This is a genomic window from Klebsiella sp. GFKo11, from assembly GCF_056490265.1.
Map to the genome: position 1 here is coordinate 5,501,364 of NZ_CM151369.1, position 15,210 is coordinate 5,516,573.

A 15,210-nucleotide genomic window follows, 5' to 3' on the forward strand; every position below is an offset into this window, starting at 1 on the left:
ACGCAGAGGCAATCAGGCATGTTGCGAGAAATTTATTCCGTTGGCGTTCCCGCGCCGTTTTTTGCAGATCGTCAAGCTCTGCCTTTTCCGCTGCCGGCAGACCATCAAGTTCTTCTTTGCGCAGCATCAGCGCCGCGCGTTTGGCCATAAAACCTTCGGGCCCGCAAGAGTGCTGCGCCTGATTGACGAGCTGCCGATACTCATTTTCAGCAAGATCCATCGCCGTACGGCGCTGCCGTACTTCCTCTTTGCGCATCAGCTCACCGATATGTTTTACCCCCCAGACCGCCAGAGCGCCGCCAGTCAGCGACCAGAGCCATCCCTGCGACATATAGAAAACTTTCATCGTCACAACCATTATCACGATGGCAATAAACGCCACCACGAATTGAGCGACGGTAACCGCTTTTTTCCCTGGGATATTCTGCGGTAACGGGCGAGGCGTGACCTGATAATGTAAAGCGGAGGGAAGATTCAACGGCCGCGGCGGCGATGCTGCTGCGATCGCGCCCATCACCCTGGCCATAACAAAATTACCCGCTGACGTTCTAACGGTAACATTCAAATCGATAAAATAGCTTATTCCCTGATCTTCAAGCTCGCACCAGGGGCAGTGGGTTAAATGGCGGGGGAAAACATGCATTGCGGACGCGGCGCATTTTCTTAATTGCTGGCGCAGCTCATCCAGCGCGCTAACCCACTGCTGCGCCGTTGGACGCCCTTTTTCAACCCCTTGTTCGGTGAACGCCAGATGAAACATAGCGGCCAGCGAATGGGGAAGTATCGATATGGGAATCGAGCGCGGAGGCGGCCGAAAGCCTCGCTGCTGGTTATCTTTGGCGTAAGCGTAACGAAAATGCGCGATATCCGATTCCAGCGCATTACCCGCCTCTTTTAACAATGGAATACCGGAATAAGGGTGTCGACCGCCAAACAAAACATGAAAAATAAGCAGCGCCAGACCGAAGTTATCATGATTTGGCGTACGGCTAAAACCGGAGAAGGAAGGTAATGATTGCAGCTCTGGCGGGGTAAAATGCGCCACGCCGACCTCACAAAGGTGCAGCGTGCCCCGTTCATCAATCTGGAACGAATCACTGTCTATCAGGACAACCTTGCTGTCTTTCCCCACCATAAAGCTGTTCTGATTCACATCACCGACAATATGCCCGTGCGCGTGGACAGTTTCGAAAGAGGCGGCGATATTGCGAGCAACATACAGCAAAAAATCCCATGCTGAATCAGGGTAATGCTGCCGCCGATGCGCGGGGCTATAGACCATATGGATCGGCTCTTTTCCTGTGACTTTAGGCATCAGGAAGCCCACCACCTTACCTCCGTGCCCGGCGTGCAAGGTCGTCTGCGGCCAGGCAATATAACTAAATAGCTGCTCGTCTGCTGTTGCCGCCATAAAGCTCAGCTTAGCCTGCTTCAGGTTATCCGGCGGCGTGTGATAAATCTTGGCAACGCTGTCGCGAAAATCCTTAACCTCAAATACCGAGCCTTCACCACCCTTGCCTAACTCCCTCCCCAGCGTCACCGCATCGCCGGTGGATGTATATAAGTGTCCTTTCATGGCACCCACAACGCCAGCGCCAGCGTTTTATCATCATCCGTGCGTTCATTAACCGACGGGCTGCCCAAAAATTCGACCAACAGGTCCGGTAACATTGCCGCTTGCTGCGGTGAAACGCTGGCCATCACGTTGAAAAATGGCGTAAAAAAAGGCTCATGAGGAGTATTGTCCGTAAGATTAAGCGCCAGCCGCTGGATACCGTCGGTAAACGCCGCGACCTTCAGCGCCCGCGCTGGCATGAAATGCGTCTCCAGTACGTTCACCGCGTCTTCATCCGTCACAAACCAGGTCATATTGGCATACTCGCCGGTCATCGGTACCAGCGGAACCTCCAGCCCTTCGCCGCAATCCACGGCTACGCCGCCGTCGCCAATCTGCATGATAAGCGTCGCGTTTTCCATAGAGAGTACGCCCAAAAAGGTGCAGGCATAATCGCGCGCTATCAGTGAGTGGGCTGCGGCCACCGCCAGAATTCGTTCCTTTATGACCAGTACGATATCAACTGCTAACGCTTCATTAAGCTCAAACGCGCCCTGGCGTACTCTGTCAGACAGCCAGGCCGATGCAGCTTCAACGGCCTGTTCCGCCCCTTCACCGCCCCGCTGCGCGCTACCTGCGCCGTCGGAGACAAACAGTGAAAGCAGCGGCTGCCCATCGTTGAGCATATCAACCCTTGCCTGGCTGCAGTCCTGGCAAGGGGTTTGGGTGCTGAGATGAGACGTACCAACCTCGGAACCATAAACCAGACGCCAGCTCACACCGACGCCCAGCCCTTTGGTGATTCGAGGGCGACTTCAGTGCCCGGCGTCGATCGGGAAACGGAACGCAGCGAGCTGGAAAGCCAGCTAAACAGTTCACGGAACTGCAGTCCCTGTAACGATAGCGGCTGCCGTACGCTAATTTTCGCCAGCGTGTTCATATCCGCGCTTTGTACGCCAATGGAGAAAAAGGCGAACTTTTTGGCGGCTTCGCCTTCACTGACCATAGCCGCCGCCGACTGCCAGCTATCCGTCGGCCCGCCGTCGGTGATCAGAAAGACCCACGGGCGATAATATGAAATACCGTTGGCACGATATTCGCGCTTGCGCTCTTCAACCATGTTGAGCGCCTGAGTGATAGCCGCCCCCATTGGCGTATCTCCCTGCGCGTAGAGAATCGGCGGGAAGAAGCTTTCCGCGCTAGTGAACGGTTGTTCCACTTTTACCGGGCCAAACGTCACGATGCTTAAATCCACACGCTTCATCGCCAGCGCATCTGAAAGCAGTTCATCGCGAAAGGTCATCAGACCGGCATTGAGTTCATTGATAGGGCGGCCGATCATCGACCCTGAGACATCCAGCAGCAGTACGCAAGGGCAGCGTGGCTCTGGATTACTGGCAAAATCACTGGTACCAAAGGTAATTTGTTCGCTCATGAGAATTCCTTTCTTTATTTGAGTGGTGTCATCACAACGAGGTGGATAATCCATCCCATACCTAACGTTGGCAGAGGTGATAATAACCTGGGAAATTAAAAAAACAGTAAATAATAAATGGGTTAGCGCAGAGCAGGCGGCGAAGAATACCACCACAATTAATAAGGTGAATTGTGAGCCTCCACGCAATAACCGAATCCCGTCCCGGTGCGCCTCTTCGCATATTGATAGCGATCAAGAATAATCATACCGTCTGGTCGGTATGATTCGGGCCATGAATACAGAAGCCCAACATCGAAAGAAAGACCCCGTCCGTTTATACAAGCAGTTGCTGGAATCAGCGGCCACCATTGCCGGTCGGGACGGCATCGCCGCTCTCTCGCTGAACGCCGTTGCGCGCGAGGCGGGAGTGAGTAAAGGCGGTCTACTGCACCATTTCCCCAACAAACAGGCGCTGATTTTTGCCCTATTTGCTCGTCTGCTGGCGATTATGGAAGAGGCGATCGCCGAGCTGATGGCTGCGGATAATATCTCTTATGGCCGCTTTACCCGTGCGTATTTGCGCTATCTGTCAGCCCCTGAGCTGACGGACACCCAAGAGAGCCGCCAGTTAATGGTGCTGTCGCTGGCCATGCCGGATGAGCCGGTACTGCGAAAATGCTGGCGCGACTGGATGCTTGACCATCTGGCGAAGGGCGATGAGCTGGACAATAGCCATACCGGCACACTGGTGCGCTATGCGGCGGACGGCATCTGGCTATCGGAGTTAACTGAGGGGCGCACGATGAGCGCCGGGCACCGGCAGTCGCTGGTCAGCGATCTGACGAAGATGACGCTTCCTGCGTGAAGCATATATACACTAAATAATTCGCGTTGCAGGAAGGCGGCAAGGGAGCGAATCCCTGGGAGCATAGATAACTATGTGACCAAGGTGAGCGAGCGCAGCCAACGCACCTGCAACGTGAAGTATGACGTGATAGATTGAGGCCGCGATGCGTTATAACATCCATGGCCGTCTTATTTATGATGCAACGGACGGCACACTAACTCTACCGGGAAGCGATGAGGCGGACAGCCAGCTGTCAATTACCGCCAACGCGCTGCTGTGGTTTTTCCTGCGCCATACCGCCGTGGTTAGCCGTGATGAGGTGCTTAAAAAGGTCTGGGATGATAACGGGTTAACTTCGTCGAACAGCAATCTCAATCAGTATCTGAGCATGCTGCGCAAAACCTTTCGCCACTACGATATCGATAACATTATTGTCACCGTGTCGCGCGGCCTGCTGCAGCTCAATCCGGATCTCACCATCGAGATGCTGGACGCTATCCCTGAACCAGCACCGCCGCAGCCCGCTATCGATCCTGAGCCAGACCAAACCGCCGCGCCGCCAGAACAAAAGCCTGTTTCCACGCGGCACGCGCGCGGCACCTGCTGGTATCTCGCCGGAGGCTGCCTGCTGACCATCGCCCTGCTGCTGGTGGTGTGTAGCTTTCTTGGCACCAGCGAGTCGCGCCCCATCATGCTAACGCAAATGAGCCACAGCCAGTGCGAGCTGCTGGCCAGCGATGAGATGCTGCGCTCCGTTGCCGGAACCGCCTATGGCAAGAATTTTGATGCCGTACGCCAGCGCCTGAAGCTGGAGTGCAAACCCGGCGAACGCTTCGTCTTCTTCTATGGCGACCGGCTGGAAACCAACGGCCTGGGTCGCGTATTCCTCGCCCACTGCGCGATGCATGAAGATAACCCGTTCAGCTACTGCGATAACTATTTTTACTATTCATGGAAGCCGCAATGAGACTCGCCCCTCGCCCTTTTTTCGCTCTTTCCAGCCTGGTGTTTATTGCCGCCACTGGGTTCTGTGCCTGGAAGCTGCTGCCCGTAGACAATGGCGGGATCATGAGCTGTTCCACGAAGGCGATTATGCGCTTTGAAAACATGGAAAAAGAGAACGTGAACGGCAATATCCATTTCAATTTTGCCGCCAACGGTAAAGGCTCGATGGTGGTTGAAGGCTATACCGACTCCGCCGCCGGTTGGCTTTATCTGCAACGCTACGTCAAATTCAGCTACTCCAGCAAGCGCATCTCCACCACCGAGCGCCACTACCGCATCAGCAAGTGGGAATCCAGCGCCTCATCCATCGATGAGTCACCGGACGTTATCTTCGACTACTTTATGCGTGAGATGTCGGACAGCCACGACGGCCTGTTCCTCAACGCCCAGAAGCTCAATGAGAAAGCGATTCTGCTCAGCTCCATTAACTCGCCGCTCTACGTCTGTACGCTGAAGTCCGGCAGTAAACTTGACTAAGCTCACACCCTCTTTTCTTGCACCGCTGTTCACTTCGTAAAACCGCACTTTTTGCATTTAGCCTCACCGCCAAAACACGATCTTTCCCGCACTTCACGAAGGGTTAAATTACCCCTCTCCTGCAATAAATTAGCAACCTGTTAACATCTATCGGCTTCCGACTAAATGGTGAAAAAAACGCCATAACCGTCGCCAAATCTTCCCCTCAACTGCAGCACAAACAGATAAATACCAACCTCATACAACCTAAATCACAGAGTAAAAAACTAAAAATACCCGCCTCACGGATTTAAATTTCACTTCACCGCCCACGCCCTATAGTGAACCCCGAACACCGCTTCCGCGTCCTGACGCCGTTACGCGGACGGTTTTCCCGAATCACAAAACCTGTTCTGGAGGAGAAAACATGGGTGATGCATTAGGGCTTATCGAAACCAAAGGTCTGGTGGCCTGTATTGCCGCAGCGGATGCCATGTGCAAATCCGCCAACGTCGAGCTGATTAGCTATGAAAACATCGGCTCCGGTCTGGTCACCGTGATGGTGAAGGGCGACGTCGGCGCGGTGAAAGCAGCAATAGATTCCGGTGTGGAATCCGCGCAGCGCATAGGGGAAGTGGTGACGTCGCTGGTGATTGCGCGTCCACATAACGACATCAACAAAATTGTCATTAAACACAGGGCTTAAGGCCAGGAGAACGCAAATGGGTGATGCATTAGGTTTGATTGAAACCAAAGGTCTGGTGGCCTGCATTGAAGCGGCAGATGCGATGTGCAAAGCCGCCAACGTTGAGCTGATTGGTTATGAAAACGTCGGCTCCGGCCTCGTCACCGCGATGGTGAAAGGCGACGTCGGCGCGGTGAAGGCGGCGGTTGATTCCGGCGTGGAATCAGCGCAGCGCATCGGCGAAGTGGTGACCTCACTGGTTATCGCCCGCCCACATAACGACATCAACAAAATCGTCTCGCATTACAAAATGGCCGAATAACCGGAGAAAACCTGATGAAAGAAGCACTAGGGCTTATCGAAACCAAAGGTCTGGTGGCCTGTATCGAAGCGGCAGATGCGATGTGCAAAGCCGCCAACGTCGAGCTGATTGGCTATGAAAACGTCGGCTCAGGCCTGGTCACTGCGATGGTGAAAGGCGATGTCGGTGCGGTGAATGCCGCCGTGGACTCCGGCGTGGAAGCGGCAAAACGCATTGGCGAAGTCGTCACCTCTCGCGTCATCGCGCGTCCGCATAACGATATCGAAAAAATCGCGGCGCAGCACAAAGCATGACCTGACAGGGCGCGCCCCGTCTCCACTCTTTTAGTCTGATGAAGGATAGACTCATGATTGAACTGGATAACGATTTGCAGTCCCGGCAAAACGCCCGGGAGCTGGTGCGCAATGCCAAAAAGGCGCAGGCGATTCTGGCCACCTTTTCGCAGCAGAAAATCGACGCCATCGTGAAGAACGTGGCCCAGGAAGCGGCGCATCATGCCGAAGCGCTGGCGAAAATGGCCGCGGAAGAGACCGGTTTTGGCAACTGGCAGGACAAAGTGCTGAAGAACCGTTTCGCCTCGCTGCGCGTTTACGACGCCATCAAAGATATGAAGACCGTCGGCATCATTCATGACGATCAGGTGCAAAAGGTGATGGACGTGGGCGTGCCGCTGGGGGTGATTTGTGCACTGGTGCCGTCCACCAACCCGACATCCACTGTTATCTACAAAACGCTGATCGCCCTGAAAGCTGGTAACGCCATTATCTTCTCCCCGCATCCGGGCGCACGCCAGTGCAGCTGGAAAGCGATTGAAATCGTTAAACGCGCAGCCGAAGCGGCGGGCGCTCCGGCAGGCAGCGTCGACGCAATTAGTCAGCTGACCCTCGAAGCCACTTCAGAACTGATGCACAGCAAAGACGTGTCGCTAATTCTGGCCACCGGTGGTGAAGGCATGGTGCGCGCAGCCTACGCCTCCGGCACGCCGACCATCAGCGGCGGTCCGGGTAACGGCCCTGCATTTATCGAGCGCAGCGCCGATATTCACCATGCGGTGAAAGATATCATCACCAGCAAAACCTTCGATAACGGCGTGATCTGCGCCTCCGAGCAGTCAATCATCGTCGAACGCTGCATTTACGACGACGTTCACCGCGAGCTGGAAGCCCAGGGCGCGTACTTTATGAACGAAAGCGAAGCGGCAAAAATGGCGGCCCTGCTGCTGCGTCCGAACGGCGCGATCAACCCGAAAACAGTCGGTAAAACCGCGCTGTATCTGAGCCAGATGGCCGGATTCTGCGTTCCGGCCAGCACCCGCGTGCTGATTGCCGAGCAGACCACGGTATCGCACTCCAACCCCTATTCGCGCGAAAAACTGTGCCCGGTCCTCGGCCTGTACGTGGAAGAAGACTGGAAAGCGGCCTGTCACCGCGTGGTGGAATTGCTGACCAACGAAGGCCTCGGCCACACGCTGGTGATCCACACCCGCAACCAGGACGTTATCCGCCAGTTCTGCCTCGAAAAACCGGTTAACCGCATCCTGATCAACACTCCGGCGGCCCTCGGCGGTATCGGCGCGACCACCAATATTACTCCGGCCCTGACTCTGGGCTGCGGCGCGGTAGGCGGCGGTTCCAGCTCCGATAACGTCGGGCCGATGAATCTGCTCAATATTCGCAAAGTGGGCTACGGCGTGCGCTCCATTGATGAACTGCGCGCCCCGAGCAGCCGCCCGGAACCGCAGCCCACCATCGTCAGTCCGGCAGATAACCCGAACCGCAGCATCTTTGACGACGATCGCTTTAACTCCCCGGCAGCAGCAGCGCCAGTGGCTCACGCCACCAGCAGCGCGGATGACCGTTTTGCTACCGCAGCGACCGCTGGCGCAGACAGCGAGATCAACGAGCAAAACGTGGAGCGAGTCATTCGCCAGGTGCTGGAGCGCCTCGGTAAGTAACACATTGATATAAGGCGATAAAAACAATGATTCTCGCAAAGGTAGTTGGACATGTCGTCGCCACGCAGAAGTGCGATGAGCTACGCGGAAGCAACCTGCTGCTGATCAGCAAATTAGATGATGACCAGCAGCCGATGAAAGACCAGACCTGGGTTGCCGTGGATAGCGTCGGTGCCGGTATGCACGACATCGTGCTGGCGGAAGAGTATCTGGCGCTCAATAAAGACCGCTACAAGGCCATGTCGGTGGTCGCCATTGTCGAGAACGTGTTTCGGGACGCTTAAGGAGTCAATAACCCAATGAGTGAATTTTTGCTGAAACCCCGGATCCGCTTTGGTCAGGACGCGCTTTCTATCCTGAACGAGCTGCCCGCCCGCAACGTGCTGCTGGTCACCGACCAGGCGATGGTCAAATTTGGCCTCGCTGATCGCGTCACGCAGATCTTGCGCTCGCGCGGCATCGCCTTCCAGGTCTGGGATGACGTGGTCGCCGACCCGGATATCGCCACCGTGGTGCGCGGGATGAAACGGATGGATAACAGCTATCCGGATCTGGTTATCGCGCTGGGCGGCGGTTCGGTGATTGATGCAGCCAAAGCGGTTATTTTCGCCCTGGCGCAAACCCGTCCGGACGCTCACCGCGAGCCGCCTTGCTTCGTGGCGATCCCCACCACCAGCGGCACCGGCTCGGAAGTCACCGCCTTTTCGGTAGTGAAGGCCCACGCCGAGAAGCTGGTGCTGGTGGACCCGTCGTTGCTGCCGGATATCGCTATTCTCGACCCGGCGCTGGTGGCCTCGGTGCCGCCGGCAATCACCGCCGATACCGGAATGGACGTGCTGTGCCATGCGCTGGAGGCCTATGTCTCCCGCGCCGCCAGCGACTTTTCCGATGCGCTGGCAGAGAAAGTGGTGCAGCAGGTGTTTCGCTACCTGCCGACCTGTTGGCGCAACGGTCACGATCTGCTGGCACGAGAAAAAATGCACAACGCCTCCTGCATGGCAGGCATGGCCTTCACCAACGCATCACTCGGTATCACCCACAGCCTGGCCCACGCACTCGGCGGCGTTTTCCGCGTCCCCCATGGTCGTGCCAACGCGTTACTGATGGCGGAAGTGGTGGCCTGGAATGCGGATTATCACGGGCTGTGCGATACCGATGCCGCCCGTAAATACGCCCGACTAGCCCATCTGCTGGACCTGCCTGCGGCCACGACCCGCCAGGGCGTCGCCAGCCTGCTGGTCGCCATTCAGGCGCTAAAAGACGAAATGACCATGCCGGTCGGCATTGGTGATACCGGTGTTGATGCGGCTGATTTTGACCGTCGTCTGGCAGAGATGGTCGGCCAGGCGCTGCGCGACAGCTGTACGCCGACGAACCCACGCGCGCCGGACGCTCACGCACTTACCGAACTCTATCGCCGGGCGTGGACCGGCAACGCCGTTCAGGGCCACTGATAACAAGATTTGGAGAACCTTACCCATGGCACACTACAGCTTAACGCCGCGCGTCAAAGTGTTGGCAGAACGTTTACTCTCACAAAAAAGCACCCTGTGCACCGAACATGCCACCACGCTGAGCGCCCTTGATGGCGATATCGCGGGCATTCCCGCCGCCGTCAAACCGGCGCGCCGTTTCTATGAGCTGATGCGCCAATTACCACTGTGCATCAGCGCCGACGAACTGATCGTCGGCAACCAGACCCGTAAGCCACACGGGGCGATTTTCCACGACGAAAGCGCCGCCCAGCGCCCTTCTGCTTTCCAGTTCCTCAACCTGAACAGCGACCTCGATTCGCCGGACTACAAGCTGGTGGTAGAGAAAGGCGTGCTGGCGATTAAACACCAACTGGAAGAGAAAACCCGCGCGCTGGGCAGCGCCGTCAGCCGCAGCGGCATGGACGAAGTTAACGGATGTCGTGCAGCGATTTACGCCTGCGACGCGCTGATGGCGCTGGCGCAAAACCTGGCTAACAGTGCCGAAACGCTCGCTGCTGGCGAAACCAACGCTTACCGCAAGGCGGAGTTATTAGAGAGCGCCGCCATTTTGCACCACGTTCCGGCTCACCCGGCGCGCAGTTTCAAAGAAGCCTGCCAGGCATTCTACCTGTTCCAGCTGGCGCTCCAGTTGGACAACGGCAGCTACGCGGTCAACCCGGAAGGGGCCGACAAAGCCCTGCTGCCTTACTACCAACACGATATCAACAGCGGTGCGCTGTCTCAGCAGCAGGCGTATGAAATCGTCGAGTCTTTGTGGTTCAAATTGGCTGAACTGAGTGAAGTGCGCGCCGCCTGCGCTATCGACGGCTACCCGATGTTCGATGCCATGCTGCACGGCGCAAGCCTTGAGAATGCGCGCATCAACGAACTCTCCGACATGTTCCTCAGCGCCCAGCAAAACCTCAGCGCACTGCATCTGCCGGTACGTCTGTTCAACGGCGCGAAGCTCGTTTCCGCCGCACCGTTCGCCGCCTGTAGCGAAGCGTCGACGGCTGAAGGTTTAACCCCGCGTATGCAGCGCCTGCGCAACCACTACCTGACCGTACGCCCAAGCGTCTCCATCTACCGCGCGCTGGCCTTTACCGAAGTGGTGAAAGCCAACCCAGGGATGCCGACCATTCTGCTGCGCGCCAAAGCCTTCCGCCACGCCTGTGAAACCGCGCCGATTCTGATTCAGGACGACGAGCTGATCGTCGGCCACCCATGCGGCAAGCCGCGTGCGGGCGCGTTCTCGCCGGATATCGCCTGGCGCTGGGTTCGCGACGAGCTCGACACCATGAGCACCCGTCCGCAGGATCCGTTTGAGATCAGCGAAGCAGACAAAAAGACCATCCGCGAAGAGATCGTGCCGTTCTGGGAAGGCCGCTCGCTGGACGAAATCTGCGAAGCCCAGTACCGCGAAGCAGGCGTATGGGCATTCAGCGGCGAAACCTTCGTCAGCGACCTCTCCTATCATCAGATCAACGGCGGCGGCGACACCTGCCCAGGCTACGACGTGCTGCTGTTCACCAAAGGGATGAACGGCATTAAAGCCGATGCCGAGGCGCATCTCGCCAGCCTGAGCATGGAAAACCCGGAAGATATCGACCGCATTTACTACTACAAGGCGGCGATTGAAACCTGCGAAGGGGTCATTAACTATTCTCACCGCATCGCCGCGCGCGCCCGCGAACTGGCAGCTATCGAGCAGAATGCCCAGCGTCGCGCCGAACTGCTGACCATTGCTGAAGTGAACCAGAACGTCCCGGCTAACCCGCCGAAAACTTTGCAGGAAGCGCTGCAAAGTATCTGGACCGTGGAATCACTGTTTGAAATCGAAGAGAACCAGACCGGCCTGTCGCTGGGCCGCGTCGACCAGTACTGCTATCCGATGTTCGAAGCCGATATCCGCGAAGGCCGCCTGACTCACGATAGCGCGCTGGAGATGATGCAGGCGTTTATCATCAAGTGCGCCGAGCTGATGTGGATGTCCAGCGAGCTGGGCGCGAAATACTTCGCCGGTTATCAGCCATTTATCAACCTGACCGTCGGCGGTCAGAAGCGTTCCGGCGGCGATGCCTGTAACGATCTGACCTATCTGATTATGGACGCCGTGCGCTTTGTGAAGGTTTACCAGCCATCGCTGGCCTGCCGTATTCACAACCAGTCGCCGCAGAAGTACATGGAAAAAATCGTCGATGTGGTGAAAGCGGGGATGGGCTTCCCGGCCTGCCACTTCGACGACTCGCATATCAAGATGATGCTGCGAAAAGGCTTCGATTTCGAAGATGCCCGCGACTACTGCCTGATGGGCTGCGTGGAACCGCAGAAATCCGGCCGTATCTATCAGTGGACCTCCACCGGCTATACCCAGTGGCCAATCGCCATTGAGTTCGTCCTGAACCGTGGCCGGATGGTGCTGTTTGACAGCTATCAGGGGCTGGATACCGGCGACCTGCGCGACCTGCACACCTTCGAGGAATTCGACGCGGCGGTGAAAAAGCAGATTGCCCACATCGTGCGCCTGTCGGCTATCGGTACGGTTATCAGCCAACGCGTACACCGCGACGTGGCACCGAAGCCGCTGATGTCGCTGCTGGTGGAAGGTTGCATGGAGCAAGGTAAAGACGTCGCCGCCGGTGGCGCGATGGTCAACCACGGTCCGGGGCTGATCTTCTCCGGTCTGGCGACCTACGTCGACTCCCTCGCCGCGATCCGCAAGCTGGTGTATGAAGATAAAAAATACACCCTTGAGCAGATGCGCGACGCGATGCTGGCGAACTTTGAAGGCTATGAAGACTTGCGCCGCGACTGCCTGAACGCGCCGAAATATGGCAACGATGATAACTACGTTGACCAGTACGCGCTGGACATCACCGAGTGGACCGAGCGCGAGTGCCGCAAGTACCAGATGCTCTACTCGACCCTGAGCCACGGCACGTTGTCTATCTCTAACAATACGCCAATTGGCGAGCTGACCAACGCGACACCGAACGGTCGCCTGGCGTGGATGCCGCTCTCCGATGGTATCAGCCCAACTCAGGGCGCGGATAAGCAAGGCCCGACGGCGGTCATTAAGTCAGTAAGCAAAATGAACGTGGAGACCATGAACATCGGCATGGTGCACAACTTCAAGTTCCTCAAAGGGCTGCTGGATACCCCGGAAGGACGCCACGGCCTGATTACGCTGCTGCGCACCGCGTCGATTCTTGGCAACGGCCAGATGCAGTTCAGCTATGTCGATAACGAAGTGCTGAAAAAAGCGCAGCAGGAGCCGGAAAAATACCGCGACCTGATCGTCCGCGTAGCGGGCTATAGCGCCTACTTCGTCGAGCTGTGCAAAGAAGTTCAGGACGAGATTATCAGCCGTACGGTAATTGAGAAGTTCTGATAAAAAACACGGACGTTTTTGGACACGGATGTCCCGATCGTATTTCTGGAGGTAAATGTGAGCGCAAAACAAGAATTAACCGGGCGAATTTTCAATATTCAGAAATATTCGATTTATGACGGTGATGGAATTCGCACGCTGGTTTTTTTTAAAGGCTGCAATATACGCTGCCCGTGGTGCGCCAACCCGGAAGGGCTTAATAGCCAGTTTCAGGTGATGTTTTCGCAGGATAAATGCATTAACTGCGGTGACTGCGTCAACGTCTGTCCGGCGGGTATTCATTATCGGGCAGAAGAAAATGGCGAAATGAAGCACTTCGTCAACCGCAATAAAGATTGCATCGGCTGTCGCAAGTGCGAAGAAATTTGCACCCAGAGCGCGCTGGATATTATGGGCAAAGATGTCACCGTCAGTGAACTGATGGAGATAATCATGCAGGATTATGATTTTTATATCGCTTCCGGCGGCGGCGTCACCATCGGCGGCGGCGAGATGAGCCTGCAAACCGATTTTGCCGTCGCGCTATTTAGCGAATGCAAAAAGATGATGCTCAATACCGCTGTTGAAACCCAGGGTACAACCCCACTGGCTAATTATCAAAAGCTGGCGCCGGTAACCGATACCTTCCTGTTCGATATTAAGCAAATTAACAGCGAGCACCATAAAGCCTTATTTGGCATTGGCAACGAAGGGATTCGCCGCAATCTGGAATGGTTGGTTGATTCGGGCGCTAACGTGATTGTGCGGATGCCGCTGGTGCGCGGTTATAACGACTCATGGGAAGCCATTACCGGAGCAATTGATTATGTGCAGAAGCTGGCGAAGCGCGGCAATATCCGCCGCATCGACATGCTGCCGTACCACCAGCTCGGGCGCAAAAAATATGAGCGCCTGGAGATGCCCTACCCCATTACCCAGGACCCGACTTATTCCGCCGATGAGTTGAACCGGCTGGAAACGTTCTTCACGCAGTTTGATTTTGATATTCGCTTAGTTCGTCACTAAAGGAGCCGATAATGAAAAGTTTAGGCGTAATTGAAACGCGAGGGTTAGTTGCCGCCGTTCAGGCCGTGGACGCCGCCTGTAAAAGCGCAGGCGTGGCCTGCATCGGCTACCGTAAAGTCGGTTCAGGGCTGGTGAGCGTCTGCTTTGAAGGGGAAATCAGCGCGATTCACACCGCCATCGAGCGCGGCGTGGCCGTCGCTATCGCTATCGATTCGCAGGCCCGCTCGCTGGTGATCGCCCGCCCTGAGCGCAGCGTGGTCGAAGCCCTGAGCAGTTTAAAAGGCCACCCGCCGCGCGCTGAGGTCAAAGTCGACGCGCCGGTTGAAATGAAAGATGAAGTCGGAACTGCTGAGCCGCTCCCGGCAGAAAAAAAGGATGCGGAAGAACCCGTCGCCCCGCCCACAGCGCAGCCCGCACCGGTCCCGTCGGAAGATAAAAACCCGGCGATGAGGAAAGGGAAGAAGGCATGATCGATACTCTGCTACATGAAAAAATCGCCGCCCGCCTGAGCCATGTTTCTCCGGCTATCCCGGTCGGCATCTCTAATCGCCACGTGCATCTGGCGCAGCAGGACGTCGAAGCTCTGTTCGGTAAGGGTTATGCCCTGACGCCGTTTAAGCCGCTGCGCCAACCGGGACAGTTCGCCGCCCAGGAGTGCGTCACCGTGGTTGGTCCGAAAGGCTCGCTCACTAACGTTCGCGTCCTCGGCCCGACGCGCCCGGTTTCGCAGCTGGAAATCTCCCGTGCCGACTGCTTTACCCTCGGCGTCAAAGCGCCGGTTCGCGAATCGGGTCAACTAGAGAACGCGGGCAGCGCATTGCTGATAGGCCCCGCTGGCCACGTTGAACTGCGCTCTCAGGTGATCTGCGCCTGGCGGCATATTCATATGTCACCGCAGGACGCCCGCCAGTTGAACGTCGCTAACGGTCAAAAGGTCAGCGTGCGCAGCGACGGCGAGCGCCAGCTGACTTTCGATGAAGTGGTGGTGCGGGTGCGCGAAGACTTTGCGCTGGAGTTTCATATTGATACCGAAGAGGCCAACGCCGCCGGATTGAAAAACGGCGCGCAGGTCACGCTCATCGGTTAACGGAGGCCCGC

General features: G+C 56.6%; 15 protein-coding genes and 1 pseudogene. 13 read left to right on the forward strand and 3 right to left on the reverse strand.

Features of this window, described 5'->3' with window-relative positions:
• Positions 1-423: 423 nt before the first annotated feature.
• From AC07P6_RS26425 to AC07P6_RS26435, 3 genes and pseudogenes are all read right to left on the reverse strand, one after another.
• A pseudogene (locus tag AC07P6_RS26425) lies at positions 424-1,576 on the reverse strand (helix-hairpin-helix domain-containing protein); the annotation flags it as partial.
• Entirely contained in the window at positions 1,573-2,334 is a 762-nt protein-coding gene (locus tag AC07P6_RS26430) for a PP2C family serine/threonine-protein phosphatase (protein ID WP_478315048.1), read from the reverse strand. The pseudogene AC07P6_RS26425 and the gene AC07P6_RS26430, both read right to left, overlap by 4 nt.
• A complete protein-coding gene (locus AC07P6_RS26435) occupies positions 2,331-2,990 on the reverse strand; it encodes a vWA domain-containing protein (protein ID WP_112215159.1) in 660 nt (219 codons plus the stop codon). The genes AC07P6_RS26430 and AC07P6_RS26435 overlap by 4 nt, the downstream gene beginning before the upstream one ends.
• Before the next feature lie 262 nt (positions 2,991-3,252).
• Here AC07P6_RS26435 and AC07P6_RS26440 point away from each other — a divergent pair, with 262 nt between their 5' ends.
• The 13 genes from AC07P6_RS26440 (at position 3,253) to AC07P6_RS26500 (ending at position 15,199) form a co-directional block, all read left to right on the forward strand.
• Positions 3,253-3,837, forward strand: a complete 585-nt coding sequence (locus AC07P6_RS26440; RefSeq protein ID WP_434660317.1) for a TetR/AcrR family transcriptional regulator — start codon at positions 3,253-3,255, stop codon at positions 3,835-3,837.
• Between the two features lie 145 nt (positions 3,838-3,982).
• Positions 3,983-4,786 carry a winged helix-turn-helix domain-containing protein gene (locus AC07P6_RS26445; protein ID WP_434660319.1) on the forward strand — a complete coding sequence of 268 codons (804 nt, stop codon included), beginning with the start codon at positions 3,983-3,985 and terminating at the stop codon, positions 4,784-4,786.
• The gene (locus AC07P6_RS26450; RefSeq protein WP_478315049.1) at positions 4,783-5,301 is read left to right on the forward strand and encodes a FidL-like protein; all 519 of its coding nucleotides are present in this window, start codon (positions 4,783-4,785) and stop codon (positions 5,299-5,301) included. Before AC07P6_RS26445 ends, AC07P6_RS26450 begins: the two co-directional genes overlap by 4 nt.
• A gap of 406 nt (positions 5,302-5,707) precedes the next feature.
• Positions 5,708-5,986, forward strand: a complete 279-nt coding sequence (locus tag AC07P6_RS26455) for a BMC domain-containing protein (protein ID WP_110277400.1) — start codon at positions 5,708-5,710, stop codon at positions 5,984-5,986.
• A 16-nt stretch (positions 5,987-6,002) separates the two neighbouring features.
• Positions 6,003-6,287, forward strand: a complete 285-nt coding sequence (locus AC07P6_RS26460) for a BMC domain-containing protein (RefSeq protein WP_112215164.1) — start codon at positions 6,003-6,005, stop codon at positions 6,285-6,287.
• A 14-nt stretch (positions 6,288-6,301) separates the two neighbouring features.
• Complete coding sequence (locus tag AC07P6_RS26465; protein ID WP_002442217.1) at positions 6,302-6,580, forward strand: BMC domain-containing protein; 279 nt, start codon at positions 6,302-6,304, stop codon at positions 6,578-6,580.
• Between the two features lie 53 nt (positions 6,581-6,633).
• Positions 6,634-8,241, forward strand: a complete 1,608-nt coding sequence (locus AC07P6_RS26470; protein ID WP_478315050.1) for an acetaldehyde dehydrogenase (acetylating) — start codon at positions 6,634-6,636, stop codon at positions 8,239-8,241.
• A 26-nt stretch (positions 8,242-8,267) separates the two neighbouring features.
• Positions 8,268-8,525: a EutN/CcmL family microcompartment protein gene (locus AC07P6_RS26475; RefSeq protein WP_110277403.1), complete on the forward strand. Its 258-nt coding sequence runs from the start codon at positions 8,268-8,270 to the stop codon at positions 8,523-8,525.
• Positions 8,526-8,540: 15 nt separating this feature from the next.
• On the forward strand, positions 8,541-9,695 hold the full coding sequence (locus AC07P6_RS26480) for a 1-propanol dehydrogenase PduQ (protein WP_478315051.1): 1,155 nt from the start codon (positions 8,541-8,543) through the stop codon (positions 9,693-9,695).
• Positions 9,696-9,720: 25 nt separating this feature from the next.
• On the forward strand, positions 9,721-13,107 hold the full coding sequence (gene cutC, locus AC07P6_RS26485) for a choline trimethylamine-lyase (protein ID WP_478315052.1): 3,387 nt from the start codon (positions 9,721-9,723) through the stop codon (positions 13,105-13,107).
• A gap of 57 nt (positions 13,108-13,164) precedes the next feature.
• Positions 13,165-14,112, forward strand: coding sequence for a choline TMA-lyase-activating enzyme (cutD, locus tag AC07P6_RS26490; RefSeq protein ID WP_478315053.1), 948 nt, complete (start codon positions 13,165-13,167; stop codon positions 14,110-14,112).
• Positions 14,113-14,123: 11 nt separating this feature from the next.
• Positions 14,124-14,582: a BMC domain-containing protein gene (locus tag AC07P6_RS26495; protein WP_478315054.1), complete on the forward strand. Its 459-nt coding sequence runs from the start codon at positions 14,124-14,126 to the stop codon at positions 14,580-14,582.
• Complete coding sequence (locus AC07P6_RS26500; protein ID WP_434660331.1) at positions 14,579-15,199, forward strand: phosphate propanoyltransferase; 621 nt, start codon at positions 14,579-14,581, stop codon at positions 15,197-15,199. Before AC07P6_RS26495 ends, AC07P6_RS26500 begins: the two co-directional genes overlap by 4 nt.
• Positions 15,200-15,210 lie beyond the last annotated feature (11 nt).

Bases quoted from the DNA above. Each gene is read 5' to 3' on its own strand.
- AC07P6_RS26440 (WP_434660317.1), top strand. From the start codon at position 3,253: ATGATTCGGGCCATGAATACAGAAGCCCAACATCGAAAGAAAGACCCC.
- AC07P6_RS26500 (WP_434660331.1), top strand. From the start codon at position 14,579: ATGATCGATACTCTGCTACATGAAAAAATCGCCGCCCGCCTGAGCCAT.
- AC07P6_RS26475 (WP_110277403.1), top strand. From the start codon at position 8,268: ATGATTCTCGCAAAGGTAGTTGGACATGTCGTCGCCACGCAGAAGTGC.
- AC07P6_RS26445 (WP_434660319.1), top strand. From the start codon at position 3,983: ATGCGTTATAACATCCATGGCCGTCTTATTTATGATGCAACGGACGGC.
- AC07P6_RS26450 (WP_478315049.1), top strand. From the start codon at position 4,783: ATGAGACTCGCCCCTCGCCCTTTTTTCGCTCTTTCCAGCCTGGTGTTT.
- AC07P6_RS26495 (WP_478315054.1), top strand. From the start codon at position 14,124: ATGAAAAGTTTAGGCGTAATTGAAACGCGAGGGTTAGTTGCCGCCGTT.
- AC07P6_RS26470 (WP_478315050.1), top strand. From the start codon at position 6,634: ATGATTGAACTGGATAACGATTTGCAGTCCCGGCAAAACGCCCGGGAG.
- AC07P6_RS26480 (WP_478315051.1), top strand. From the start codon at position 8,541: ATGAGTGAATTTTTGCTGAAACCCCGGATCCGCTTTGGTCAGGACGCG.
- AC07P6_RS26435 (WP_112215159.1), bottom strand. From the start codon at position 2,990: ATGAGCGAACAAATTACCTTTGGTACCAGTGATTTTGCCAGTAATCCA.
- AC07P6_RS26460 (WP_112215164.1), top strand. From the start codon at position 6,003: ATGGGTGATGCATTAGGTTTGATTGAAACCAAAGGTCTGGTGGCCTGC.
- AC07P6_RS26465 (WP_002442217.1), top strand. From the start codon at position 6,302: ATGAAAGAAGCACTAGGGCTTATCGAAACCAAAGGTCTGGTGGCCTGT.
- AC07P6_RS26455 (WP_110277400.1), top strand. From the start codon at position 5,708: ATGGGTGATGCATTAGGGCTTATCGAAACCAAAGGTCTGGTGGCCTGT.
- cutC (WP_478315052.1), top strand. From the start codon at position 9,721: ATGGCACACTACAGCTTAACGCCGCGCGTCAAAGTGTTGGCAGAACGT.